A 25,826-nucleotide genomic window follows, 5' to 3' on the forward strand; every position below is an offset into this window, starting at 1 on the left:
CGAGGCGTTAGCCTTGCCTTTGTGAGCCTGCACATCTACGACACCAGCACGCGCGCCACCCGTGAATTCGTTCCGGTCGAAGCCGGCCGGGCGTCGATTTACCTGTGTGGGGCGACCGTGCAGGCTCCTCCGCACATCGGGCACATCCGCTCAGGCGTGAACTTCGACGTGCTCAGGCGCTGGCTCACGCGTTCCGGTTACGACGTGACGTTCTGCCGCAACGTCACCGACATCGATGACAAGATCATCAGGGTGTCGGCCGCGGAGGACGTGCCCTGGTTCGTGATCGCCGAGCGCAACCAGCGGGCCTTCACCTGGGCCTACGACACGCTCGGCTGCCTGCCGCCCACCGTCGAGCCGCGGGCGACCGGCCACGTGCCCGAGATGATCACGCTGATGGAGCGGCTGATCGAGCGCGGCCACGCCTACGCCTCGGGCGGCGACGTCTACTTCAGCGTCCAGTCCTACGCCGACCACTACGGCAAGCTCTCCAACCAGAAGCTGGAGAACATGCGGGCCGCGGCCGACACCGACGACGAGTCGCTCAAGCGCGACGCGCGCGACTTCGCGCTGTGGAAGGGCGCCAAGCCGGGCGAGCCGACCTGGCCCACGCCGTGGGGGCTCGGGCGTCCCGGCTGGCACCTGGAGTGCTCGGCGATGGCCACCAAATACCTAGGGCCGACGTTCGACATCCACGGCGGCGGCATCGACCTGATCTTCCCCCACCACGAGAACGAGATCGCCCAGTCGCAGGCCGCCGGCGACGGCTTCGCCCGCTACTGGATGCACAACGGCATGCTCAAGATCGGCGCCGAGAAGATGAGCAAGTCGCTCGGCAACTCGCTGCTGATCCCCGAGATGGTGCAGAAGGTGCGTCCGGTGGAGCTGCGCTACTACCTGGCCGCGCCCCACTACCGTTCCTCGATCGAGTACTCCGAGGAGGCGCTGCTGGAGGCGGCGGCGGCCTACCAGCGCATCGAGGGCTTCGTCACCCGCGCCGCCGAGGTGATCCACGACGTCGACGCCGACGCGCCCCTTCCGCAGGCGTTCGCCGACGCGCTCGACGACGACCTCGGCACGCCGCAGGCGCTCGCCGTGGTGCACGAGGTGGTGCGCGAGGGCAACGTGGCGCTGTCCCGGGGCGACAAGGAGGCCATCGCGCGGCTGCTCGCCGAGACCCAGAACATGCTCGACGTGCTCGGCCTCGACCCTCGCTCGCCGCAGTGGCGCGGGGGCGGTTCCGACCTGTCGCCGGTGGTCGACGCGCTCGTGGCGGTGGCCCTGGAGCAGCGCAAGGCCGCGCGCGCCCGTAAGGACTACGCGGCGGCCGACGCGATCCGCGACCAGCTCGCCGCGGCGGGCATCACGGTCGAGGACACGCCGCACGGCGCCCGCTGGGAGCTTTCCCGCTGACCTTCCGCCGCTCCTGAACTGATGGCGGGCGCCTTCCGCGTCCGTCGTCGGCCACGGCGGGCGCCCCGCGTCCGTCGTCGGCTGCGGCGGGCGCCTCCCGCGTCCGCTGTCAGCCGCGGAGGGCCGCGACGGCGGCGTCGGTGGCATCGATCACGATCGTGTGGTAGCCGTCGATGCGCGAGACGATGCCCTCACGCGGGCCCTGGTGCCATTCCGGGCTGCTGTAGAAGGCGTCCTCCTGCTCGTCGCGGGTCTCTTTCGAAGGGAACGCGCGGATGAGGTACGCCTCCTCGTGGCCGTCCTCGTCCACGAGGGAGGCGCCGCTGCTCACCACGTCGATGCCGGCCTTCGCCAGGAGGGGGAGGGCTTCTTCGTGCATGACCCGGAGGAAGTCTGCGCGGGTGCCGGGTTTGAGGCGGTAGGTGCGGATCTCCAAGATCATGCGGGTGCTCCTTCGGGGGGACGTTCCGGTCGGGGAAGTGCTGGGGTGGGCGGCACGTTATTCGGTGGTCGCTGACATCCTCCGTCAGTGGGGGTTCGGTCTTCTGGGCTGTGGCTAAGAACTGGTGCTTGCGATTTCCGGCTTGGCGGTTGGCTCGTCGGTTGGTCTGTGGGCCAGGAAGAAGGCCTGCCGGCCTGAGCGGGGTCTTTCGCTCTCGTCAGGCTCGCGGATGAGCTGGGCGTCCAGGGACAGGCCGGCCTTGGCGAGGAGGTCGGCGATGTGCTCCGGGGGAGTCCAATAGACGTCCAGCGACAGCTTGTGGCCGTAGCCCTGGCTGAGGTGGCGGCGTTCGTCGCCGACCTTGAACGCGATCAGCAGGTGGCCGCCCGGCGCCAGCACCCGGTGGATCTCGGCGCACACCGTCGGCAGGAGGTCCGGCGGGGTGTGGACGGTGGAGTACCACGCGACGGCGCCGGCCAGGGACGCGTCCGCCAGGTCCAGCGCGGTCATCGAGCCGACGTCGAAGCGGAGGCCGGGGTGGCTCCGGCGGGCGACGTCGATCATCCCTGGCGACAGGTCGATGCCGAAGGCGTTCACCCCGAGCGCGTGGAGGTGGGCGGTGACGCGGCCCGGACCGCAGCCCAGGTCGGCCACCTCTCCGGCATCCGGGCCCCGCACGAGCTCGGCGAACGCGGCCAGCATGGCCCGGTCCAGGGGCTTGGTGTCGAGTTCGTTCCTGAGCAGTTCGGCGTATTCGGGGGCGACGGTGTCGTAGGCCGTTCGGGTGGCGTGGAGGTAGGCGGACTCAGTCATGGCCCAGGACGATAACCGGCCATGGGGGCTCTAGGAGTTGCCTGGGGCCGGTTCAGAGGTGGACGCCTTTTGCGCTGTTCGGGGAGGGTTCGCTGGGAGAGGGGCGGGCGGGCCTGCGATCGTCGTGATGTGCGGCCCGATGGGTGATGTGTTGGCGCAAGACGTTCGGTGAGGCGGTGCGTGCGTTCTGAGGGCAGGCGGCTCGCCGGGTGTGCCGCGGCCGGTCGTATGCGGACGTCGGGATCGGGTGGGGCCTTCCCGGCGGGATCGGGTGGGTCGGCGGGCCGATACCCTTGATGGCATGGCAGCAGGCGGTAGGGCATCGGGCAGGCCCGCGAAGAAGAAGGGCCCCTCCAAGGGCACCGGGGGCCAGAAGCGCCGGTCGCTCGAGGGCAGGGGCGCGACGCCGCCTGCCGAGATGCGCCACTGGTACAAGGACAAGGCCAGGTCCGAGCGCATCACCAGGGAGGACCGCGGCGGCGAGACGCGCCGTCCGGGCAGCGGCCCGGCCCGGCAGAAGCGTTCCGAGGACGCCCCCGAATACATCGGCGGCCGTAACCCGGTGCTGGAGGCGCTGCAGGCCGGGGTGCCCGCCAACGCCCTCTACGTAGCCCAGCGCGTCGAGAACGACGACCGCGTACGCGACTCCATCAAGATCGCGGCGGAGCGTGGGATCGCGCTGCTCGAAGTCACCCGTGACAAACTCGACCGGATGACGGAGGGCGTCGTCCACCAGGGCATCGCGCTCCAGATCCCCGCCTACGACTATGCGCACCCGTCCGAGCTGGTCGAACTGGCCCAGGACGCGGCCGAGGTCCCGCTGATCGTGGCGCTCGACTCGGTCACCGACCCGCGCAACCTGGGCGCCATCGCCCGTTCGGCCACCGCTTTCGGGGCGCATGGCCTGCTCATCCCGTCCCGCCGCTCGGCCGGGGTTACCGGTGGCGCGTGGAAGACCTCGGCCGGCACGCTCGCCACGCTGCGCGTCGCCCGCGCCTCCAACCTGACGGCCGCCCTCCGCGAATACCGCGAAGCCGGCCTCTTCATCGTCGGCCTCGACGGCGCCGGCAAGATCGACATCGGCGACGCCGACCTCCTCGCTGAGCCGCTCGTGGTCGTGGTGGGCTCCGAGGGGAAGGGCCTCGGCCGGCTGGTGCGAGAGCAGTGCGACGTCGTCGTCCGCATCCCCATGCAGGCCGCCGCGGAATCCCTCAACGCCGGGGTCGCCGCCGGCGTGGCCCTGTACGAGGTCGCTCGTCACAGGCGCCGCTAGCGTCTACACTGGTAGGCCGTGCCGACGTAGCTCAATCGGCAGAGCATCTGTCTTGTAAACAGAAGGTCAGGGGTTCGATTCCCCTCGTCGGCTCTGCAGTTCAAAGGCCCTCCGGGATAATTCCGGGGGGCCTTTTGTGATCTCCGTACAGCAGCGCCGTACAGCAACGACCTCGCGCCGAACTCCTTAGAAGGCGTGCGAGGGGTGGTTCGTCGGCAGCCGGTGGATGGTGATCAGGGGTGGCTGAAATGAGTCATGGTGAGTTGGAGTCCGAGGTGGCTGAGCCGGGCTCGTTCACGGCTCTTCTGGGTCGGACCGGCGACGAAGGTCCGTCCTTTCGTCCACACCTCGCCGAGGTGCAGACTGCGCTGCTCGATCTGCTGAGCAGCGGAACTGACGCCGAGAAGGCGGGTTCCGCCCGCGCCTGGTATTGGACGCAGGTCTCCCTGAAATTCGACAGCGCCGAGAACCTCCCGACGAATACCTCCGGCACCGGGTCGAACACCAACTCTGATCACACGGCCTCAGGCGCCGCAACACCCCGGGGATCGCCATCTTCGGTCAGTGTCCGCAGACACGTGCCGCACAAGTAACCATCCGTTACCACTTCGCGCATGTGACGGCCGCTGTGCCCGCATCTCAGCCGGTCCGGGGAAGGCCGGGCCTCATGAAGACCTCGACCGCGTCGCAGCAGCGCTGCTGCGCAAGGCTGCCGCGGATCGAGCGGGCCCTGAGCGGTACCGGATCAGCGGGCAGGCGTTGACAAACCACCACCCAGGCATGCCTGGCGGGGTGGAGAGAATGTGATGACCTGGGAAAAGTCCATGCTTGCTACACGGAGAGCAGTCGACTGATTGCATTGAGTATGCAATGGAAGGGCGTCGTGATGAACGGCGTGTTCCCCCTCAAAAGGAATCCCTTCCATGGCGAGGCCCCAGGATCCCGTGCCGGGTGGCTGCGGCGCACGTGTCGTGCTCACCAACGGCGGTTTCGAGCTGCCGCAGGTGCCCGACCGTAACAACGTGACCTTCCTCAAGCAGGACCAGGTCCCAGGCTGGAGCACCACCGACAGGAAAGGCGAGATCGAGTTCTGGCCGTCGAACTCCGCGACCTACCACGTCCCCTCCGCCGAGGGCACCCAGTTCGTGGAGCTGAACGCCAACTCCGCGTCCATGCTCTACCAGGACCTGCCCACCACGCCCGGCCAGAAGCTCTACTGGAAGTTGTCGCACCGCGGCCGGCAGGGCAAGGACGCCATGCAGGTGCACATCGGCCCCGTGCCCCAGGGCGGCGGTGCCTTCGCGCCGAACAACCCTGATCGCGACCGGAACCTTGAGGACGACAAGGACAAGTGGGGCGAGCACTCCGGCGGTGGCCAACGTGGCCACCGGCGGTTACCTCATACACCAGGACTGGTCCGGGCACAAGGTCGACAACATGCTCTTCCAGGCGTGGACCAGCGGTCCCGTGGACCTCGGCAACCGCTGGTTCTTCGAGGCGCCCCAGGAGAAGGAGGGCTACGTCTGGTTCCGGATGCGGAACGGCAGGTCCAAGAAGTGCGGCGTGCCAGGCGGCGTCGTGCACGGCTCCTATCAGGGCGTCGTCACCAAGTCGTGCAGCAGCGGCGACGAGTTCCTGTGGAGGGCCGAGCCCCAGAACGACGCCGGCAGCAACAGGTGGCGCACGGTCAAGTTCGTCTCCTACAGCACGACGAACGCCATGAAGCCCTATGGCAACAACCCCGACGAGTACATCATCCTGGAGGACGACGGCTACGCCAACAAGTACTCCTGGTCCGTCGGCGGCTGATCCTCACGCGCGCGAGGCCCGCGGGCAACACCCGCGGGCCTCTGCTCGAGACAGACTTCGGCCCAGCGGTGAACGCCACATCGCCGAACGAGTGTCGGTCGAGCGCTCAGCCGTCCGGCTGCATGACCCGTCGGGCGCCTCGAACATCGCGTCACCGACGATGTCGCCGTGTTGGTGAACGCGGCGCCACAGACGAAGCTGATGGCGACAACGGACCGATATGCCGCCACCGTATCCGATCCTTAAAAGGGCGATCGATTTCCTACAGATATGTGACGCGGTTGGGTTGAGACGGTATCCCATCGGGCATCTTGGCCACGGTCCCAGGTGCACCATCATGCGACCAGGGTGGGCGGTCGCATGCTTCGCGCTGTCCGGAACTTTATTGCGGGACTCAGCTTGAAGGAAGAGCCGATGACGGAAGATGCTGCGGGCCCGCAAAACGGCAGGATGGCCTATTGCAAAATTTTCCCGCCCATCGGGATCGCGCGGCTGGGAAACAGCCCCGATGAGTATTTCGTGGGGCCGGAGGTGCCTGGACTGGTGCCGCCCAACGGGGGTTCCTATAAGGACGCGCAGGGCCGCGTCAAGCGCCAGGCCGCTCGCTTCCGCGTCTACGCCTTCGACGACCTGGGGCAGGTCGTCGCCGAGCTTGATGCCGACCACCCGGAGGTCGCCGATATCATCTGGCAGGTCGAACTGGCCAACAAGAAGGCGGAGTGGTGGCAGTTCTCCGGCGCAGAGCGGGTGGATCAGATTCTCAAAGGCGACCTTGGGCAAGCTCGCCGGCGCAATGAGGACGTGCATGGGGATGACAGGAAGGAACTCGTCATAGGACCGGTGTCCGCCAGGGTGAGCGGGCGAGGGCGACGATCGGAGCCGCTGGACGGGAGATTCCTCACGTGGCCGGAGAAGGTCTGCCTGGGCGAGCTGCGCACTGATGATTCCGGCCGCCTCCTGGTCCTGGGAGGCAGGGGCCGGTCAGCCAGTGTCCTTCCGGACAATCCTCTGGCGCATTATGCGAACAACGATCGCTGGTATGACGACACCGCTGACGGCCCGGTCACTGCGACGGTGAAGCTGAACACCGGTGAGGAACTGCCGGTTCGTGGGCGTGCCTGGGTGATCGCCGCCCCTCCGCACTTCTCGCCGCACACCCAGAACGTCGTGACAGGCTATGACGTCATGACCGAGGCCGCGGTCGAGCATGACCTCGCCTGGTCAGAGGCGGAGCTGGGGCCCCGGCCGGCGGGGGACGATCCGGTGATGTTCGTCCGTGACGTCTATCCGATTCTTCGCCGGCTGAGCATGTACCAATGGGTCAGTGACCGGGCGCGCCGGGGCCACTCGGCGGCGAAGCCAGGCGACTTCGTCGACCTGGGGGCGCTACAGGTTCTGGCTGACCCGGAGCTGGCCAAGGCGGTACGATCGCCGCACCGCCGCATCTTCGCGCGCCTGCGGACTCCCCTGTTGCATCATCCCGGTCTGGATACCAGGCAACCGACGGCCGATGAGCTTCATCCTTCCAGCCAGGAGGCGATCAACCAGGCCAATCTGTCGTTCATGCCGCCCCTCTCCGGTGACGAGGGAGACCTGACGCATCCCATTTATGATGCCGAGACCAACCATTACGCACCGCGCACCTGGCTCTCACTGACCGTCACGCAATACAGGAAACTCGCCCGCTGGAAGGAAGGAGACTTCGTCAACGATTGGGACGGGTCCACGCCGCTGCCCTTGGCGCCGCCGCCGTCCCTCGATGCCGTACCCATGGCGCAGCGACCCGCCGCGGTGACTCGCGCGAGCCTTGAAGCGTGCCAGGGCGGAGGATTCTTCCCCGGCCTCGAGTTCACCTCTGTCATTCGTTTCGCGCAGACCTACAGGGAGGCGTTCCGCTTCAGCGACGATTTCGCAGCGGGTGACATCACCCGCTGGATGGCGCTGCCATGGCAGGCCGACTTCTACGAGTGTCGCGACCATTGGTGGCCCTCGATCCGGCCAGACGACGTCGTTCCTGCTGAAGACTACGAGCGAATTCTCAAGGAGTTCCCCACCGAGGCGGGGCGAGGAGACCTCACGAGCCTGCTCATCGATCGCAAACCGTGGGCACGAGGAATCGGCTTGCAGCTGCCGTCCCGTCCGGGGCTGTCGTCCTGGCCGCCGCTGGATCCGGCGGCGCCTGACTGGGCCTCCATCACGAACGCCGCGGCCTATCAGATGCTGTGGCGGCGACAGCTGGCGAACTTCGTCCGTGCCTACCTGGCGGTGGTGCCGAGCCCGGCCGAGGGCGAGTTCGAAGGCGCCTACCTACGCCGCCTGCAGGAATTTCTGGACCGTTCGGGCCTCACTCGTGACTCCGACGCCCCCTTCAGCCTCCCGGAGAAGAGCCCGGACTGGACTCTGACCCAGTACTTCGGCGGTCCTGCGATCACGGACCCGGAGATGATGCGCCGCACCGTCTACGGATCGATCCGGATGTTCCTCCGGGAACAGACTCGGATAGCCGATCCAGAGCCGACGGAAACGCTCGACGACTACGCCGACCGGCTGGCAGGTGAGACGGCGGGCAGGCTCGTCTGGGAGAGCCTTTTCGACATGGAGTGGCGTCGACGGGCACGTCACCGCGGAAAGAACGACCTGGTGGCCGAGAACCACGAAGGAATGCCCAATTGGAGCCGTCTCGGTTTCGTGGTCCCACGCAACGCCTTCGGTGAGACGGTGTACGTGGAAGGAGAGCGAGGGCGCTACGAGCTCCGGCCTTTCCGAGACTACTTCTACTGTCTCCTGAACCTGGAACAGCACGCGGATTTCCTGCCCAAGGCTCGGGAACTCGCCGACGAGTACCTGCGGCTGGCGTGGGAGGACCTGAACAAGTACAACGAGCTGGAGACGTACGGTTTCTTCGCCTATGACGAGGTGACCTTCCGGGCCCGTCTCGAGAAGATCTACGAGCGGGAACGCCGAGCGGCCGAGGCCTACAACCCCGCCACGGGTGAGGGGGAGCCGCTCTTCAGGACGGCGGACCAGGTGATCGAGCGTATTCGGCAGCTCGCTCCCTTCAACCAGCTCGACGGCTCGTGGCTGGAGAGGATCGCGCAGGCCGGGCCCAGCGGCGAGGTGCAAGGGTATCTGTTCGAGATCTGGTCGGACGAGATCGGCAACGGCGACCCGGCACAGAACCACGCCAACGTCTATACCGACCTGCTGCACAGCGCCGGAATCCACCCACCGCCGATCGCCAGCCGCGCGTACGCTGACGACCCAAGCATATGGGACTCGTCCTACATCAGCCCGGTCTATCAGTCGGCGATCGCCCAGTTCCCGGAGACATACGCCCCCGAACTGCTGGGCATGACCCTGCACCTGGAATGGGAAGCCATATTCCTGCCGGCCATGGTGAAGCTGTACGACTATCACGGTTACGACTCGCTCTTCTACAAGCTGCATGTGGCCATCGACAACCCGGTCAACGGCCACGGAGCCAAGGCCCGCGATGCGGTCATCCGCTATCTCGACCACGTTCGGGAGGAGAGCGGGGAGCGGGAGATGCAGGAACACTGGCGCCGCGTCTGGAACGGGTATCTGGCATTCAAGTTCGTAGGCGGCGGGGATTGGTGGTATTTCTTCACCAACCCCCCGTCGCTGGAAGATCGCGTCTGGGACATGTTCGGGCAGAAGCGGCATTTTGCACAGCTGAATCACGGTACGAGACGCCTTGGGCCCAACCTGATCAACGACTGGTTCGACGAGCCCGACGCGTTCCTTCAGCAGCTTGTGCAGTCGGACCTGATCACACCGGGCGACGCGAAGAACAGCCGCATCTTCTCGATGATGGGGTTCGGCGGCCCGATGCTGAAGGTCTTCAGCCTCGAGGACAAGGAACTTCTGGCCCAGTACATCAACTCGCTGCCTCCGGCGCCTCTCGGAACCGCCCTGGATCCCGCCGGCGCGATGCGCGTTCTCCTGCGTGAACTCAGCCCGCGCGCCATGGCGGTCCCCGACCACGCGGGTTTCGAGCTGACCGGTACCTATGTCGATCCCGCCCAAGGCGAAGAACAGCACGTGACGAAGCCGGTGAGCTGGTGGTTTCAGATCGATCAGCCCGGACGGCTGATGGCCGCTCTGGCTGATCCTGACAACGGATGGATCATTCCCGGGAACGTGGATGAGAGCCGATTCGTGCAGGAACTGCTGGCACAACCACGGCGTATGTCTGCTTTCCTGATCCAGGTCATACCGGAGCTCGGTGATCGGTCGGCTCGTGAGGTGATCATCGATTGGATCGCCGCCGGCTGTCCCTTGCCGGAACAGGACGAGCGCATTTCTCGCAAGAAGGCGGTCCCCGTGTCGAGGATCAACGTCCGCGCTGCCGCTCCCGTATCGGCGGAGGATCCCGTGGAACCTCATGCCGCCGTGGTCCAGGAGCGCACGCTGAACTCCACACCTCTGACGGTGGAACAACTGCGAGGGATGGAACGCCGCCACTACGGACCGGGCGGTGGAGCGTGCCACTAATGAAAGGGAAGACGATCGCGAAGGCGCGTCAGCACCGGTAGGTTCTCGTGCCCAAATCCCTGCGTGTGGATGTCGCCGTGGTCGGCTCCGGCCCGGCCGGAGCGACTGCGGCACTGCACCTGGCTCGTCAGGACGCCCGCGTGTTGCTGGTCGGGCGTCATCGGAAGCGGGCGATCAGCATCGGTGAGGGTCTGCCGCCCGCCGCGCAGCCACTCCTGGAGACGTTGGGCCTCTGGGAGCGATTTCTGGCCGGCGGCCATCTCCCGTCGTACGGCAACCGTTCGGCGTGGGGCGCTGCCGAACTCACCGATACCGACTTCATCTTCAGCCCCTATGGCCACGGCTGGCATTTGAATCGTCGCGCATTCGATGCGATGTTCGTCGATGCCGCACGGGACAGCGGAGCTGTGCTGGCCTGCGCCACGCACGTCAAATGGGAGTCGGCCGGCGCGGGCGGGGTCTTGAGGCTCAGGGACACCACGAAGGAAATGGTGATCCACGCGGATGCGCTACTTGATTGCAGCGGCCGTGCCGCGGTAGTCGCCCAGCGTCTGGGCGCGCGCCGGATCCACGAGGACAAGCTCGTCGCCATCTCGGTGCTCCACACCCCCGGAATTCCAGGGGACGCCGATGCGACGACAATGGTGGAGGCGCAACCCGAGGGCTGGTGGTACACCGCGCTGCTCCCGCAAGGGCGCCGGATCTTCGTCTACCTGACGGACGGCGACCTTCCTGGCGTCAGGGCCGTCCGAGATCTGGAGCACTGGCTGACACGACTGAGGCAGACCGAACACATACGGCGGTTGCATCAGCAATTCCAGTATCAGCCGCTGGTCGGCCCGGAAATCTTCGCCGCCGGCAGTTCGCTGCTCCATCCTCCCGGAGGCGAACATTGGCTCGCGGCCGGCGATGCGGCGATCTCAGCCGATCCCCTGTCCTCTCAGGGCATCATCACGGCGATCTCCACGGGACATCGGGCCGCCATGGCGATCGCAGGCGCCATGGACGGGGACCCGCACGCCGTCGATTCGTATCTTTCAGCCGTCGGCCAGTTGGCCCGGCACTATCTGACTGAGCGCGCGAAGTACTACGCCGCCGAACAGCGATGGGCGACATCGCCATTCTGGAGACGCCGTGCCGTGAACGTTCGGCCATGACATGGGAACCTCGTGACCTCCAGCCGGAATCTTCCGGCCAGTTCCGGGCTGTTCACGCTGGACGTCGCAGGCCATTTCCGGCGCGCCGATGACTGAAACCCGCGTTCGGTCCATTGGAGGTCGGCGTTGCGAGAAATTGATGATGTATCTTCCGCGTCGCCCGTTGTGCTGCATCTGCGCGGGGTATCAATGTACACGTTGTTTCTGGAGCGCCACGGGAAGTGAAGGGATCATCGTGACCGGGAACGAGAAGTCGGTCGAAGCCTGCATTGAGCTCCTGGAAAAGCTCAAGGGGATCGACCCGGAAACCCTCACCGAACTAACCGTCGAGACCGACGGCCCCGAAGTGGCCAGGTCCTTCAACAAGGGATACTCGTTCAGGGATTCCTTCAGAAATGCTCGGTAGGTGAATGGGTAGGGGTCGGATCTTGTGCTTCTGGATCCAGAAGCACAAGACGCGTCAAAGGCGGTGTGCATTCGTTGAGAGCGGTCATACGACAGGTCATCCTGCAACCCACGTCCTTGTGTAACCTGAATTGCAGCTACTGCTATGTCCCGCAACGGCGTGACGGCTTCATGATGTCCCGCGCCACGCTGGAGGCGTCGATCAAGAAAGTGCTGCACAGCCCGCTCACCCACCCGGACGTCCAGTTCATCTGGCATGCGGGCGAGCCGTTGACCGCCGGCGTGGAGCACTTCGAAGAAGCCATGCGCCTGATCTCGCTGCACAACATTCACGGTCTCAACGTGGAGAAATCAGTTCAGACCAACGGAACACTGGTCGATGAGCGCTGGTGCGACCTCTTCGCAGAGCATGACATGTCCGTCGGCATCAGTGTGGACGGGCCGCAGTTTCTGCATGATTCCCACAGGGTCAACTGGTCGGGGAAGGGTTCTCACCGTGCGGTGATGAGAGGTTACCGGAAACTCAAGGAGCGGGGGATTCGGCTGGGAGCGCTCTGCGTGCTCACCCGGACCAGCCTCCGGCATCCGGACGAGATATTCGATTTCTTCGTCGATAACGGATTCCAGAGCGTCGGCTTCAACGTGGAGGAGGTGGAGAACGGCAACACGGTTTCATCTTTGAGCGGTGGGAAGGGGGAGGCTGATACGATCGCCGCAGAGTATCGGGCCTTCGTGGATCGCATCTTCGATCGATGGCGCGAGAGTCCAGCCGCCATAGAAATAAGGGAAATCTCTGACTACCTGGCCATAATAAAGAGTAAGATCTCTGATCCCAGCTATCGGCACATGTCGTACGAGACCGAGCCCCTGGCGATCATCACTATTCAGAAAAATGGCGACATGTCGACCTCGAGTCCTGAGCTTGCCGGCGGGAAGAGCGAAGAATTCGATGACTTCGTGATCGCCAACATCAACGCGCCGGGATCGCTGGACTCCCTCCTGCCGGGCCCGGCCCTCGACCGTATTTCTAAGGAAATTTCCCACGGGGTCGCAGCCTGTGCAGATGAATGTCTATATTTCGACATCTGCGGAGGCGCGTACACGTCCAACAAGTACTTCGAGAACGGGTCCCTGCGCAGCACGGAAACAACGTCGTGCCGACTCCATCGCCAGATCCTCGGCGAGGTGATCATCGACAAGTTGAAGGGCTCCGGCAGTTGACGGGTCGAAAGAGACATCGGTCGCGACGGTCTTCAGGCGCCGATCACAGCCATCCCCGAACGGCTGGCCGGCGGCGTTCTTCCACGACGCCAGGAACTCCGCCTGGACCTTGTCGGCCGGCGGTTGTGAGTGTCGGGGGCGCGGAGGTTCCTGGCGATCAGGTTCGGCGCGGACCGGTGAACAGTGACCAGGTCGCCAAGGCCGCCACCGCGGCCTGGCCACATGCGAGCGTGCTTGCGGGCCATGACTGCGGCCACGGGACGACCGCCAAGCCCGGGAAGCTGATGGATCACAGCTCTGCGGGTCCCGCACGCCGATCTCAGGTACGGATCTTGAATGAGCGCCTACGTGGCATGGCTCTCCAGTCGCACGCCACGAGCTCATGGGCGGCTTAGGCACATTTTGATCATCCCGCTTGCCGTCGACACGGGACGAACCGGGCGGGCCTGGGCGACGGCCGCGATGTCGTTCGTCTGGTGGAGCACTTCACCTCGACCTCGTGACCAGGCCCGCTTCCCTCGCGCCACGAAGGAATCGATTGTCGGAGTTGGTGCTTATGACGATGTCGAGGAGCAGGTGGTCGCACAAGTCTTGGCCATTCGTCGTCAGGTGACGGGCAGCGGGCCGGGGTCGTGCATCGCCCTTTTGCGCTCTGTGGCCAGGCGCCTGACGCGTCTCGTGCGCCCCGCCCGGGCGAGGGTTTCGAGCGTCGCCGGATCGGAGGTGGTCGCGGCGAGTCTGAGCTGCAGCCACTCCGACCACTCGCCGGGTTGACCGGCCGGCCCGCTCGTCAGGAGTTCCAGATCTTTCGCGCGGGCCTCGGCACGCTCCCGGTCCTGTCCGGCAGGGGCCAGATCGATCCACTTGCGCCGCTCGTCAGTGGTCACCGCTTCCAGCGCGCGCAGGATCACGGCCAGTGCCAGCTCCCGGTCAGGCTCTTCGGCCAGCGCGTCGCGCAGCAGTGACAAGCCGCGCTCATCCGTATTGTCCAGCGCGTCGAGGTACAGCCGCCGCCGTCGACACGTCTCGTGGTCTTCCGGGACGGACCAGGATCCCGACTCCTGGAAGGCGTCGCATCCGTCATGCTCGAAACGGATCCGGCCGTCGAAGGGGGACGCCGCATTCGCGCACGCACCGTAGTCATTGCCGAGGGCGCCGGCCAGCGGGAACCAGAATCGGCAGGCACCGCACTGCTCGGTGTACCACTCTTCTTGAAAATGGGGATCCTCGGTACGCCGATGACGCTCCGCCAGCCACCGTTCGTGAATTGCGGAGCGCTCGTCCTCGCCGTATCCAGCATGGTCGGGAGCGTCTCTCATCTGCCAGTCACAATCCTCAGGATCCGGTGGACGAGTGATCATTGACAGTTGGCCGGATCCTGGCCCTGGCGGTGACCGCCTGCGAGGGACTGGACGACCGTGCGTTCGGGGGCGATGCTACTGCGAGGCTCTGGTCAGGTTCCGCCAGCGGGACCGGGCCCCGCGCTGATGCGGGGAGGTCTACGCGAACGGGGCCAGGTACGGGCGGTCCTTGATCGAGGCGTGAAGGCGGCGCAGCCACGGTGGCCGAACCGCCGCCAGCCGCTCCAGCGTGTTGCAGAACACGCGGCCATCGGGATGGAACAGCCTGTGCGGCAGCAGCGCGGGCGGGTCGTCGCGGCGGACGGCGGCAGGCATCCCGCACGCCGCGGGCATGAGCCGCCGATCGTCGTTGAAGGCCAGGTACGTCCACACGTCCGCAGCGAGCGGCACCACCGCGCCCGCGTCACACGGCCATGCCTCACCGGTCTGCGGGTGCTTCGGGACCAGGGCCATGTCAGTGATCGGCGTGGACAGGCCGGGGCCGGCCAGGACGAGGTGTCGTTCCGGCGGCCCGGGAGGGAGCAGGCTGTCGATCGTCCGGCGAAACGTCTCCGCGACGAGCCCCTCAGGGACGGACACCCGCCTGCCGCCCGAAACCGCCACCAGGTGTGCCAGGGCCACCGCGATTGCGGCCTCCCACTGGGGGCTCCAAAACCAAGCGGATCAACGGGCGGCGTGCTCGGCAGTTCCGTCCAGTCCATCACCCGCTGGACGGGGCCGGCGACGGCGACGGGGCGCACGGCGTCCGGTTCCAGCCACACCACCTGCCAGAACCCGCAGTCGTCGACGCGGGTCGCCACCGGGCAGCCGCACCTGGCGCAGGCCAGGTTGGGACCGTACTGGCCGTCCCAGCCGCAACAGCAGCCGCCCAACCGGTCCGGGATGAAGACGGTACCGCGGACGTCGCCCGGCGCGATCCCGATCCTGTCCGGAGGGCCCGTGATGTGGCACGTCAGTTGCCGGACGCCGTGATCTTCCGGTTCGGGCATCAAGGGAGCCCATGGTCGGCCATGTCCAGGGTCCACCACGTATGTTCCCGGCTCCGGAAGACCGGGGAGCAGGTCATGGCCGTACTTCTGGCCGGAGTGGTCGGGGAGCGCCACCCGCGCGACCCGCGCGGTCAGCACGGCGCCGCACGACGTACAGGAGAAGAGGACCAAACAGTCTCCCTTGCCGTATGCGAGGCGATCATGGTGGCACAACATCCGGCCTTGGGGGAGCCGGCCGAGGGTGAGAAGGCTCAAGTGATCGCGAAGTGCTGGTCGAGGGCTGCGACGAGCCGGTCGGCCGGCCCCGGGGTCGTGATCGTCGCCCATTGCCGGGCGAGGTCGAGGAACCCGGAGAAGTGCTGTTGGGCCGTGGTGAGCAGGCCGGCGAGCTGGTCGCGGGTGATCTCGATGGACGGGGGGTCATCGACGTGCTGCCGGAGCTGGATGACGTGTCCCACATGGGTGATGTACGGCGTGGGGTCGTGTCCGAGCCAGGGTTCGCGCCCGCGGGCCACCTCCCACCAGTCCCGCCAGTTCTCCAGGCCGAAACAGCAACCGGGCGGGACGTCGACGTCGGTGGTGGTGTCGCGGAAGCGCAGACCGCCCGGAGCGATCAGGCCGCCCGTTTCGGCGAGGTGTTGTCGCAGCTGCGCCTCGGTCAACTCGGCGGCGTGCGTGATCGGGAGGCCGCTGTAGCTGAAGATCACGGCCATGGCCGTCCCGACGTCGGCGATGGACATCCGGCCGGAGAGAGCCAGAAGGCGGTCGTTCGACGGCTCGGTGATCGGCCAGGCCGTGAAGTCCACCGCGTCGTGGGTCTCCAGGACGACTTCGATGATGACCATGGCCGGCAGTATCCAAAGGAATCGGGTGTCCGTGCAGCCGCCGTAGAGGTGGGCGGCGAGGATCTCCTCGGGCGATGTGCTCGAAGAGCCGTCTGGAGGCCTCGACGCGTGTCGGGCTTGCCGACGTCAGGGCTTGGTCGCGGGTGGGATGACGCCCCATCTGAACGTGGAGCTCTTCAGCAGGTGTTCCGTCGCCCTGATGCCGGTCAGGTGCTCGACGAGCAGGAAGGACGGGCCTCTGTAGAGCCGGGGACGCGACGGGTAGAGCCTGTCGATCTCCTCCATCGTGTCCACGAGTTCGGCGGGCGTCTCCGTCAGGAAGCCGTCGTCGCCGCCCCAGCCGAATCTGATCTCGCCGTCCTCGCACCAGTAGAAGTAGTCGAGGTCCTTGACGCCGAGTGCGGCCTGGGAGACGAGGCGGGTGCCCTTGGACAGCTCGATGATCAGGTCTTCGCCGGTGCCGAGCCAGTCGGGGTCGAAGATGAACGTCCAGTCGCCGATGGAGGCGACGCCGACAGGGTCTCCCGGGTTCGAGAAGTAGTCGGGGTCATCGGGGAAGGGGCCCGGTGTGAAGTCCTCCCAGCGGCCGCCGAGGCGCGCGACCACCTCTTCGGGTGTGGCGCGCACGTAGATGAAGCTGTAGCACTCCTCGGCGTATTCGCCGCAGAGCCAGGAGAGATCAAGGGGCTGCAAGGACATGCCGTCATGCTGGCACGCGGCACCGACAGGAACAGCTCGCGTCGTCGGTAGGCGGCCGCCTGCGTGCGTCGTGCGGAAAAGTCCAGAGGTGGTCAGCATCCCTGCTGGAGGACGGCGGCCGCATTCATGACCGTGTATCGCCTGCGGGCGGGGCTGCGGGCGGCAGCCCCGCCTGCCCGCCACCTCGGCCTGCGGGCGGCAGGCCGGTGGCGCCGGGCCCGGTGAAGGGGTCAGAAGGGGCCGGTCTGCGGGTAGCCGGCCTTGATGACGGCCCTGCGGGTCTTCGGGGTGAGCTTCTTCTCGCTGACGACCTTGCCGGCCACCGGCACGTTGATCTTCGCCTTGGCCCCCCAGCCGGAGTACTTGGTGTCGGTGTGGAAGGCCATCTGGCGGTAGGCGTCGCCGTCCGAGGAGGAGGTCGAATCGACGACCGCGCGGGTGAGCAGGTTGTTCTTGTCGAAGTACAGGTGGAACTCGACGCTGCCTTCGCCGGCCGACTTGTCGTGCCGGTAGGCGGCGAGGGTGGCGGTGCCCTGGTATTCGCCGGTGGCCACCTCGGAGGAGTTGTCCAGCATGAACTTCAGGTCCGCAGGGGTGACGCCCGTGTCGAGGATGGGGTTCTCGCGCTCGCTGGTCCGCGAGCCGATCCAGGAGCGTCCGGCGGGCAACGCCTTGGCGATGCCGGGGTTGGTCACGTAGGCGTTCCTGCCTTCGGCGACGACCCGGTAGGGAGGTTCGGCCCCCTGGCGGGACGACATGCGGACGCGCAGGTCGGCGGCCGCCACCTTGCCCTTGCCGAACGCCAGCGTGCCGTCGGTGCGGGTGTTCACCTGCACCTGCATGGCCTGGTCGTCGACGGAGAAATCAACGGTGATGCTGCTTAATTGGGCGATCTTCACGCTCTTGCCCGGTAGTAGTTGGGCTTTCAGGACTTTCACCGCGTCCGCCGGAGCGGCCTGCGCGGTTGCCGGGGATGCGGCCTGAGCGGGTACGGCTGCCGCGCACACGACCGCCGCCGTGGTGGCGAGCCCCGCGAAGAGGAGTTTCATCAGTGTCCTTCTTTTTTTGTGGATATAGCAGGGAAAAGAGTAAGAGAACGGTGTTGGACGTATGGGTGATATCTCGTAACAATCGTGTGCCGACGATTTCCGAGAAACCGGACGTTCGCCGGAAGCTCGAATATTGACCTCGATCAGGCGCGTCGCCAGGCCAGGAGGCCGTCGGGGGCGGCGGTCCGGACGTAACCCGCGCGCACGAGTTCGTCCCGGAGGGTCTCCCAGGCGGGACGGTAGGCGTGCCCGACGAGTTCCTCCTCGCTGAGCACCTCGTCGCCCTGCGCGATCCGGTAGAGGTAACGGCACGTGGCGCGTTCGCCGTCCGACTCGACGATCTCGGACGAGACCGTGTATGTGTGGCGGCCCACCCGGCGGGAGTCCAGTCGCCGCATGGGACGGGGCTTCGGCGGGCCGCCGTCGCGCCAGGTGAGGACGAGAAGACCGCCGGGCTCCAGATGGTCGGCCAAGACGGGCCAGAGCCGCCCGCGGTAGCCGGGTTCCAGGGCGTACAACACGTTGATCATCACGATGGCCTCGACCGGCTCGTCGAGGTCGAGGCTCAGGGCGTCGCAGGGGAGCACGGTGACCCGTTCGAGCAGGTCAGGACGTTCGGCCAGGCGGGAGATCAGTACCGACCGCATCGTGGCCGAGGGTTCCAGCGCGAAGATCTCGGCGGACATCCACTCGGCCATGGTCGGCCACCGTAGTTCAGCCGACACGGATGTTGCCCGGGTCAGGCCCCCGCCGCCGGCGCCCGGTCGAGCGTCACGCCGAAGTGCTCCCGGTAGGCCGGAAGCAGCTCGTTCTCGTTCAGGATGCGTTCGGCGCGCTCGCCCTGTCGGGTGACGATCAGCTTGCGCCCGCTGATCGTGGTACGCCCCTCGGCCGTGCGGATCGAGCACACCGGCGACCTGGTGAAGTGCGAGTCCGGCGAGGTCGCCTGCCACCAGCAGGTCGGCACGAAGTCGGCCAGCTCGTACGGCCGCTCGGTGAGCCGGTAGGCGGGCTCGCCGTTGTGCGACACGTCCAGATCGTCGTGCTCCCCGGGGGCGGGCACGATCTGGAACATCCCCGCGCCGTCCTTCTGCTCGGCGCGCTCGTCGAGCCGCAGTGGTTCGTCGGCGAAGTCGCCGAAGCCGACGTCCACCAGCCACGGCTCGTCGAGGTCGACGCGGAGCGCGAGGTGGTCGAACAGCGGCCCCGGCCGGCCGCCGCCGAACACCCGCGCCGCGAGCAGGGTCACCCGGTAGCCGAGCGCGGTGAGCAGCGCGGCGAACAGGCCGTTCTGCTCGTAACAGAAGCCGCCGCGGCGGCGGGTGACGAGCTTGTCGAACAGGGCGTCGGGCGCGAGCGAGATCGGCTCGCCGAGGTGGATGCTCAGGTTCTCGAACGGCACCGCCCGCAGGTGCGCGAGCTGCAGGGCCCGCAGGCCGTGGACGTCCGGCGGCACCGGCCGGGACGCTCCGAATCTGTCCAGGTAGCGGGTGACTTGCGACTCGTCCATGACCTACAGGAAACCATGTCTCGCCTGCCCGCGCCCGCCGGATGGCGTCGCGGGTCAGCTTCGCACGGCGCACAGCAGGCGGTTGTTCCCGCGCTGCCACAACGTGCCGATCTCGCCGAACCCGGCCTTGGTCAGCGCGCTGACGTGCTGCTCGACCAGGTGGGACTCCGAGCCGTGATGGGATGCGCCGGCCGTGCTGCGCTCCTGGTTGAGGTCGGCGAAGGCGGGGTCGGCGGCGATGGCGTTCCACCAGGCGCGCCAGTCCTCGGGCCGGCGGTCGCCGAAGACGCGGTCGGTCTCCCGCTGGTGCACCGCGTGCTCCAACCGGGCCAGGGTGGGGGAGGAGGAGTCCATGTGGTCGCCGTTGAGCAGGATGCCGCCGGGGCGCAGGACGCCGGCCAGCTCGGCGTACGTCTCCTGAAGCTCCTCGGGCGAGATCCAGTGCAGCGCGGTGGTGCTGACGGCGGCGTCGGCCGGACGGTCGAGGCCGAGCGCCTCGGTCCACCCGCCGGTGCGCAGGTCGGCCGAGACGAACCGCAGCCCCGGGTAGGCGGCCCGGCCGAGCCCCAGCAGCAGCGGGTCGGCGTCGACGGCGATCACGGTGGCCGAGGGCAGGCGTTCGAGCAGCCGGGCGGACAACGACCCCGGCCCGCACCCCAGGTCGATGACCACGGGATCCGGCCGGCCCAGCGCCTCGACCGCGTCGATCAGCGCGGTGAAGCGGGCCTCCCGGTCGGGCAGGTAGCCCTCCTGCTGACGATCCCAGCGCTCGATCCATGCCAGCGCGGCTTCCTGAGTGAGCATCGGATCTCCCTGTAACTGTCGTCTAGGATTTGAGCAGTCACAACTTAGAACGCGAAGGTGTAACTGGTCAAGTGGATTACAACAGTCACACAGATGGGATCGTCCGGGTCGCCGTGGCGTTGGTCAACGCGCTGACCCCAGGCGAGCAGCGCGGGCGCGAGTTCGCCGTCCCCGACGACCTCACCGCGGCCGCCTCCGGCGCGCTGGGCAGCGTCTATCCCGGCCACCGCGGGATCGGCGCGGCCGACGCCGCCGAGCTGGCCGAGGTCGCGGCCCGGCTGCGCGTGGTGTTCCGCGCGGTGGCGGACGGCGACGTCGACACCGCCGCCATGGCCACGAACGCGCTGCTGGAGGAGAGCAGGGCCAGGCCGATGCTCGAACGCCACGACGGCGAGCCGTGGCACCTGCACTTCCACGGCCCTGGCGGCTCGGTGGCGGGCGACTGGGCGGCGAGCTGCTCGACCGGGCTCGCGATCGTGCTCGGCAGCGAGTTCAGCGACCGGCTCGGCGTCTGCACCGCCCCCCACTGCGACCGCGTCTACGTGGACGTCTCCCGCAACGGCACCCGCCGCTTCTGCTCCACGGCCTGTCAGAACCGCGTCAAGACCGCCGCCTTCCGGGCCAGGACGAAAGCGGAGTGAGCCGGGTCAGGCCAGGACGCGGATCGGCGCGCCGGCCAGGAACGCGTCGATGTCCTGCACGGCGTCGCGGAAGTAGGTCTCGTAGTTGCCGCCGGTGACGTACCCGAGATGGGGGGTGGCCAGCACGTTGGGCAGTTTGCGCAGCTCGTGCCCGGCGGGCAGCGGCTCGGTCTCGAACACGTCGAGCCCGGCCCCCGCGATCAGCCCCTCGCGCAGCGCCGACGCCAGGGCGGCCTGGTCGACGATGGCCGCCCGCGAGGTGTTGACCAGGTAGGCGCTGGGCCGCATCAACGCCAGCTCGCGCGCGCCGACCAGCCCGCGGCTGCGCTCGCTCAGCACGAGATGGACGGAGACGACGTCGGACTCGGCGAACAGCTCCTCCTTGGCGACCGCCCGCACGCCCAGCTCGCCGGCGCGCGCCGCGGTCAGGTTCTGGCTCCAGGCGACGACGTCCATGCCGAACGCCTGCCCGATGCGGGCCATCTGCGCCCCGATCTTGCCGAGGCCGAGCAGCCCGAGCGTGCCGCCGTGCAGGTCCATGCCGACGGTGCTCTGCCACGGGCCGTCGGAGCGCATCGCCGTGGCCTCGGGCACCAGGTGGCGGGCCAGGCCGAGGATGAGCGCCCAGGTCAGTTCGGCCGGCGGGGTGGAGGCGCTGCCGGTGCCGCACACGGTGACCCCGCGGGCGCGGGCGGCGTCGAGGTCGACGGAGGCGTTGCGCATGCCCGTGGTGATCAGCAGGCGCAGCCGGGGCAACCGCTCGAACAGCTCCGCCCCGAACGGCGTGCGCTCCCGCATGACGACCACGATCTCGAAGTCGGCCAGGGCCGCCACCAGCTCGTCCTGGCTGGTGAAGTGGGCCCGGAAGCTCGTGGCCCGGACCCGCGACCAGTCGGCCAGCCCGAGGGCCACGCCCTGGTAGTCGTCGAGGACGGCGCAGCGCAGCATGATCCGTGATCCTACGCCGCGGCCCCCTGCTCCAGCTCCCCGGCGGGGCCGGGGAGCTGGAGCCCGTTCATTCGGCGGCTAGCCTTTCCGCCTCTTCGTGCAGCGCCGCGACCAGGATCAGCTCCAGGTTGAGCTCCTCCAGGTCCGGCGATGCCAGACCGTCAAGGACGCGCATGGTGGGCCTCCCTGAACAAAAGACGTCTCAGATGTCACATAGGTTCACATCTATCTGAAACGTTCTCAGGGGAGGCGCGGGCCGGAGGGAAGGGGAGTCATTCCATCGAGGGTTCCGGGAATTGTCCCGGACAAATCATCAGGCAACTCCCGACAGGCCAGAATCACGGTTCAACTCGATGTCCATCTGCATCGCCAGAATCTCCTGCCGCTCCTGGTTGATTCTACGGCAGATCGTGACATATGCGGTCAGCACCTTGGAGTAGGAAGCCCGAGCCTCCTCCAGCTGGCCGCGCAGACGTTCGATGCGGTCGGGGTCGGCGAACTCCTCGGCCTCGGCCTCGGCCAGCAGCGTGCGGGCCTCGTCGACGATCTCCTCGGCCCGCATCCGCGTACGTCGCAGCATCGCCGAGCACTGGAAGAGCTCCGTCAGGCGCGCCGATGAACGAGCGAACTCGGCCTTGCCCATGCCCGTGCCGCCCGCCCGATGCCAGCGAAGATTCGATGCCATTACCGCCACCTCCCCGGTCAAGGTTGCCTAACTGTAGACGTGTGTACCCCGCCGGAGGATGACCTGAGACGCCCACGGAGTACGTCCTTGATCCCGGCGGAGAGTTTTCTTCCTCTGGCAGGTCGAGGATTTTCCCCTGAAACTCATTCGGTCCCTGGTGAATGCGCTGATTAGAGCCATCTGGGGGGTCTATCTGAGGAATGCAACGAATCGCCAAGGTCGGCAAATAGGTGACTCCAAGACGGCCGATCGGCCCCCGCGGCGACGGGCGTTCGTCACATACTGAAACGACATGGCGGCGCAACGTGACTCCGAGGTGACGGCAGTGATGGCGATGGCGGCGGGCAACAACGACGAGACGGTCGACGTCAGCGTCGTCATCCCGGTGCACAACTGCCGTCCCTATCTGGACAGGTGCCTCACCTCGGCGCTCGTGCAGCGGGTGAAGAAGGAGATCATCGTCGTCGACGACGGCTCCACCGACGGCGGCGCCGAGCTCCTCGACCTCTACGCCACCTACCACCAGTCCAGCGTCAAGGTCGTGCACATCGAGGGGTCGGGCGGCGCCGGCCGGCCGCGCAACGTCGGCCTCGCCCACGCCACCGGCCGGTACGTCTTCTTCTGCGACGCCGACGACCACCTCGGCCCCGAGGCGCTGGAACGCATGGTCGCCATGGCCGACAGGAACGGCTCCGACATCGTGCTCGGCAAGATCGTGGGCCACGGCAGGCGGGCCCCCGCCTCGATGTTCCAGCAGAACGCCGAGCGCCTGACCCTCGCCGACAGCAACGTCTACAACAGCCTGAGCTGCTTCAAGCTGTTCAGGCGCGAGATGGTCGAGCGCCACGGCATCCGCTTCGCCGAGGACATGCTGGTCGGCGAGGACATCATGTTCACCGTGCACGCCTACTGCCACGCCGGCGTGATCTCGGTGGTCGCCGACTACGACTGTTACCACCTGGTCTCCAGGTCCGACGGCAGCAGCATCATGCAGCAGGCGGGCAGCCGCGACCCGATCGCCTGGCTGACCATGATCCGGCGGCCCATCCGGCTCATGGCCCGGCATGTCGAGCCCGGCCCGCTGCGCGACCACCTGCTGCGCCGGCACTTCAGGCTCGACGCCTTCAGTCAGCTCGGCACGGTGTTCCTGGAGAGCGACGACGTGCGCCGCAAGGAGATCGCCCAGGAGGTCGCGGCGCTGTGCGACGAGTGGTTCACCCCCGGCGTGCACGACCGCCTCAACACCATCGACAAACAGCGCGTGGCCGCGCTCGGCGACGTCGACCGCCTGGTCCGGCTGGCCCGCATCGAGAGCGCCACCGTGCGGCGGCGGCTGACCGGGCTGCGCTGGGAGGGGGACTGTCTGGTGGTGAGCGGCACGGCCGGGCTGGACGGCATCAGCCAGGACGACGGCGTGGCCCTGGTGCTGCGGGCCCGCAACGACCCGCACGGCGAGCTCGTCGTCCCGGCCGAGCGGCAGGGCGCGGAGTTCACCGCCCGGGTGGAGGCCGCCGTGCTCGCCTCCGGCGTCTGGGACCTGCGGGTGGCGGTCGAGCTGGAGGGAGTGGTGCGCCACGGCCGGCTGGGCGCCGACCGGGACAACGGCGTCACCCGGCCGCAGCCCCGCCTGATCGGCGGCGTGGTGACCCTGCCGTACTTCACCAGGGACAACGGCAATCTGAGCATCGACGTCGGCGGCCATGTCGTCGCCGTGCCCGGCACCGTCCGGCTGGAGCGGACCAGGTGGGGGCTGGGCCACCGGCTCGTCGTGCACGGCGAGGTCAGCGTGGCCGGGCAGGTCCCGGAGTGCGCGGCGATCAGGCAGATCGTCTGGCGCGAACGGCGTACCGGCCGCGAGCGCGCCGAGCGGGTGACGGCGCTGCCCGGCGGCGGGTTCGCGGCCAGGCCGGCGGTGGGCCGGCTCCCGCCCGGCACCTGGGACGCCTACCTGGAGCTCGACCTCGGCGGACCGCCCGCGCTGTTCAGGATCGAGACCGACGCCGACACGGTCGCCGGCCCGCGCAGGTGGCGGGGCGCGGCGTTGCTGCGCAGCGTGCGGCCGTACGCGACCTCGGGGAAGGGGCGGCTGAGCACGGTCGTGCGCCGGCTGACGCCGCGAACGATCCTCAGGAAGCTCCTTCAGTAATTGCCACCTATGTGCAGGTGCAAGGCGATGCTCTAAAGTGAGGAGGATTTGTTCGTCCTTCTGGAGGCGTTGCCGTGCACGTACCCGATGGCTTCTTCAACGCAGCTACATCCGTCTCCGCCGGAGCGGTGGCGGCCGCCGGGGTAGCGGTCTGCCTGCGGGGCGCCCGCCGTGAGCTGGACGACCGGACCGCGCCCATGGCGGGGCTCGTGGCGGCCTTCATCTTCGCGGTCCAGATGCTGAACTTCCCCGTCGCGGCAGGCACCAGCGGCCACCTGCTGGGCGGCGCGCTGGCGGCGATACTCGTGGGGCCCTACACAGGCGTGCTCTGCATGGCCGTGGTGCTGCTCGTGCAGGCCGTGTTCTTCGCCGACGGCGGGCTGACCGCGCTGGGCGTCAACATCACCATCATGGGCATCGTCACCGTGCTGGTCGGGTGGGGCGTCTTCCGGCTGGTCACCGCGATGGCCAGGGGCCGCGGCGGGGTGACGCTCGGGGCGTTCCTCGGGGCACTGATCTCGGTGCCGGCCTCGGCGCTGGTGTTCTCCCTGCTGTTCTGGATCGGCGGCACCGCGCCCATCGAGGTGTCGGCCGTGGCCGCGGCCATGGGCGGCGTGCACGTGCTGATCGGCATCGGCGAGGCGCTGATCACCGCCACCACCGTCGCCGCCGTGCTGGCCGTACGGCCCGACCTGGTGTACGGCGCCCGCGGGCTGGCCAGGCCGCTGGTGCTCAAGGGGGCCGAAGGCGCCACCACGACCGTGGGCGAGCAGGCGCCGGCGGCCCGGCCGGGCGCGCTCAAGCCGTTCCTGCTGGGCGGGCTCGGGCTGACCCTGGTGCTGGCCGGCGTGGTGTCCTTCTTCGCCGCCTCCGACCCCGACGGGCTGGAGGCCGTGGCCGAGAACAAGGGCTTCAGCGGCCAGGCGGCCGACCACGCGTTCGGGTCGTGGGCGCTGGCCGACTACGGTGAGGTGGGCGGCATCCCGGTCGGCGTGGCCGGGATCGTCGGCGTCGGGCTCGTGCTGCTCATCGCCGGGGCCGTGGCGTTCGCCGCGCGCAGCCGTACGAACGTGAGTGTCTGATCTGTGAGAGACGGTGAGT

23 protein-coding genes and 1 tRNA gene are annotated in these 25,826 nt (G+C 67.7%); 12 read left to right on the forward strand and 12 right to left on the reverse strand.

Annotated elements, in window-relative coordinates; translation table 11 throughout:
- Positions 1-21: 21 nt before the first annotated feature.
- A complete protein-coding gene (gene cysS / locus AB0J71_RS11615) occupies positions 22-1,413 on the forward strand; it encodes a cysteine--tRNA ligase (RefSeq protein WP_364413915.1) in 1,392 nt (463 codons plus the stop codon).
- 109 nt (positions 1,414-1,522) lie between these two features.
- Here cysS and AB0J71_RS11620 read toward each other — a convergent pair whose 3' ends face one another.
- Both AB0J71_RS11620 and AB0J71_RS11625 read right to left on the reverse strand, forming a co-directional pair.
- Positions 1,523-1,855, reverse strand: a complete 333-nt coding sequence (locus tag AB0J71_RS11620) for an NIPSNAP family protein (RefSeq protein WP_364413917.1) — start codon at positions 1,853-1,855, stop codon at positions 1,523-1,525.
- 114 nt (positions 1,856-1,969) lie between these two features.
- Positions 1,970-2,668, reverse strand: a complete 699-nt coding sequence (locus AB0J71_RS11625) for a class I SAM-dependent methyltransferase (RefSeq protein ID WP_364413919.1) — start codon at positions 2,666-2,668, stop codon at positions 1,970-1,972.
- A gap of 301 nt (positions 2,669-2,969) precedes the next feature.
- Here AB0J71_RS11625 and rlmB point away from each other — a divergent pair, with 301 nt between their 5' ends.
- The 8 genes from rlmB to grrM all read left to right on the forward strand — a co-directional run bounded on the left by rlmB (position 2,970) and on the right by grrM (position 13,048).
- Positions 2,970-3,941, forward strand: a complete 972-nt coding sequence (gene rlmB, locus AB0J71_RS11630; protein ID WP_364413921.1) for a 23S rRNA (guanosine(2251)-2'-O)-methyltransferase RlmB — start codon at positions 2,970-2,972, stop codon at positions 3,939-3,941.
- Between the two features lie 20 nt (positions 3,942-3,961).
- Positions 3,962-4,034 (forward strand) — tRNA-Thr (locus AB0J71_RS11635).
- A 146-nt stretch (positions 4,035-4,180) separates the two neighbouring features.
- Positions 4,181-4,534: a hypothetical protein gene (locus tag AB0J71_RS11640; protein WP_364413923.1), complete on the forward strand. Its 354-nt coding sequence runs from the start codon at positions 4,181-4,183 to the stop codon at positions 4,532-4,534.
- A gap of 778 nt (positions 4,535-5,312) precedes the next feature.
- Positions 5,313-5,750, forward strand: a complete 438-nt coding sequence (locus tag AB0J71_RS11645) for a hypothetical protein (RefSeq protein WP_364413925.1) — start codon at positions 5,313-5,315, stop codon at positions 5,748-5,750.
- A gap of 399 nt (positions 5,751-6,149) precedes the next feature.
- Positions 6,150-10,265, forward strand: coding sequence for a LodA/GoxA family CTQ-dependent oxidase (locus AB0J71_RS11650; protein ID WP_364413927.1), 4,116 nt, complete (start codon positions 6,150-6,152; stop codon positions 10,263-10,265).
- A 47-nt stretch (positions 10,266-10,312) separates the two neighbouring features.
- Positions 10,313-11,422, forward strand: coding sequence for an FAD-dependent monooxygenase (locus tag AB0J71_RS11655; RefSeq protein ID WP_364413929.1), 1,110 nt, complete (start codon positions 10,313-10,315; stop codon positions 11,420-11,422).
- Between the two features lie 235 nt (positions 11,423-11,657).
- Positions 11,658-11,828: a hypothetical protein gene (locus tag AB0J71_RS11660; protein ID WP_364413931.1), complete on the forward strand. Its 171-nt coding sequence runs from the start codon at positions 11,658-11,660 to the stop codon at positions 11,826-11,828.
- A gap of 65 nt (positions 11,829-11,893) precedes the next feature.
- Positions 11,894-13,048: a cyclophane-forming radical SAM/SPASM peptide maturase GrrM/OscB gene (gene grrM, locus AB0J71_RS11665; protein ID WP_364413933.1), complete on the forward strand. Its 1,155-nt coding sequence runs from the start codon at positions 11,894-11,896 to the stop codon at positions 13,046-13,048.
- A 605-nt stretch (positions 13,049-13,653) separates the two neighbouring features.
- Here grrM and AB0J71_RS11670 read toward each other — a convergent pair.
- The 8 genes from AB0J71_RS11670 to AB0J71_RS11705 all read right to left on the reverse strand — a co-directional run bounded on the left by AB0J71_RS11670 (position 13,654) and on the right by AB0J71_RS11705 (position 20,305).
- Entirely contained in the window at positions 13,654-14,367 is a 714-nt protein-coding gene (locus tag AB0J71_RS11670; RefSeq protein WP_364413935.1) for a DUF3027 domain-containing protein, read from the reverse strand.
- Positions 14,368-14,547: 180 nt separating this feature from the next.
- Entirely contained in the window at positions 14,548-15,030 is a 483-nt protein-coding gene (locus AB0J71_RS11675) for a hypothetical protein (protein WP_352322325.1), read from the reverse strand.
- A 619-nt stretch (positions 15,031-15,649) separates the two neighbouring features.
- The gene (locus AB0J71_RS11680) at positions 15,650-16,243 is read right to left on the reverse strand and encodes a hypothetical protein (RefSeq protein ID WP_364413937.1); all 594 of its coding nucleotides are present in this window, start codon (positions 16,241-16,243) and stop codon (positions 15,650-15,652) included.
- A 126-nt stretch (positions 16,244-16,369) separates the two neighbouring features.
- Positions 16,370-16,942 carry a DUF6461 domain-containing protein gene (locus AB0J71_RS11685; protein WP_352322319.1) on the reverse strand — a complete coding sequence of 191 codons (573 nt, stop codon included), beginning with the start codon at positions 16,940-16,942 and terminating at the stop codon, positions 16,370-16,372.
- A gap of 230 nt (positions 16,943-17,172) precedes the next feature.
- Positions 17,173-17,991 (reverse strand): hypothetical protein, encoded by an 819-nt coding sequence (locus tag AB0J71_RS11690; protein WP_364413939.1) that lies wholly within the window; start codon positions 17,989-17,991, stop codon positions 17,173-17,175.
- Between the two features lie 143 nt (positions 17,992-18,134).
- Positions 18,135-18,689 (reverse strand): class I SAM-dependent methyltransferase, encoded by a 555-nt coding sequence (locus AB0J71_RS11695; protein WP_364413941.1) that lies wholly within the window; start codon positions 18,687-18,689, stop codon positions 18,135-18,137.
- Positions 18,690-18,730: 41 nt separating this feature from the next.
- The gene (locus AB0J71_RS11700; RefSeq protein ID WP_364413943.1) at positions 18,731-19,501 is read right to left on the reverse strand and encodes an arylamine N-acetyltransferase; all 771 of its coding nucleotides are present in this window, start codon (positions 19,499-19,501) and stop codon (positions 18,731-18,733) included.
- A gap of 54 nt (positions 19,502-19,555) precedes the next feature.
- Positions 19,556-20,305: a class I SAM-dependent methyltransferase gene (locus AB0J71_RS11705; protein WP_364413945.1), complete on the reverse strand. Its 750-nt coding sequence runs from the start codon at positions 20,303-20,305 to the stop codon at positions 19,556-19,558.
- A 71-nt stretch (positions 20,306-20,376) separates the two neighbouring features.
- Here AB0J71_RS11705 and AB0J71_RS11710 point away from each other — a divergent pair, with 71 nt between their 5' ends.
- Positions 20,377-20,946, forward strand: coding sequence for a CGNR zinc finger domain-containing protein (locus AB0J71_RS11710; protein ID WP_352322310.1), 570 nt, complete (start codon positions 20,377-20,379; stop codon positions 20,944-20,946).
- Positions 20,947-20,952: 6 nt separating this feature from the next.
- On the opposite strand, the gene AB0J71_RS11715 is transcribed toward AB0J71_RS11710, so the two are convergent.
- Both AB0J71_RS11715 and AB0J71_RS11720 read right to left on the reverse strand, forming a co-directional pair.
- Entirely contained in the window at positions 20,953-21,894 is a 942-nt protein-coding gene (locus AB0J71_RS11715) for a D-2-hydroxyacid dehydrogenase family protein (protein ID WP_352322308.1), read from the reverse strand.
- Between the two features lie 313 nt (positions 21,895-22,207).
- Positions 22,208-22,600, reverse strand: coding sequence for a hypothetical protein (locus AB0J71_RS11720; protein WP_352322306.1), 393 nt, complete (start codon positions 22,598-22,600; stop codon positions 22,208-22,210).
- Positions 22,601-22,871: 271 nt separating this feature from the next.
- Between AB0J71_RS11720 and AB0J71_RS11725 the strand changes: the two genes are divergently transcribed.
- Positions 22,872-24,725 carry a glycosyltransferase family 2 protein gene (locus tag AB0J71_RS11725; RefSeq protein ID WP_364413947.1) on the forward strand — a complete coding sequence of 618 codons (1,854 nt, stop codon included), beginning with the start codon at positions 22,872-22,874 and terminating at the stop codon, positions 24,723-24,725.
- 74 nt (positions 24,726-24,799) lie between these two features.
- A complete protein-coding gene (locus AB0J71_RS11730) occupies positions 24,800-25,807 on the forward strand; it encodes an energy-coupling factor ABC transporter permease (RefSeq protein WP_352322302.1) in 1,008 nt (335 codons plus the stop codon).
- The last annotated feature ends 19 nt before the right edge of the window (positions 25,808-25,826 follow it).

The sequence above is a fragment of the Nonomuraea sp. NPDC049637 genome (genome assembly GCF_040675235.1).
In the GTDB taxonomy this organism is placed as follows: domain Bacteria; phylum Actinomycetota; class Actinomycetes; order Streptosporangiales; family Streptosporangiaceae; genus Nonomuraea.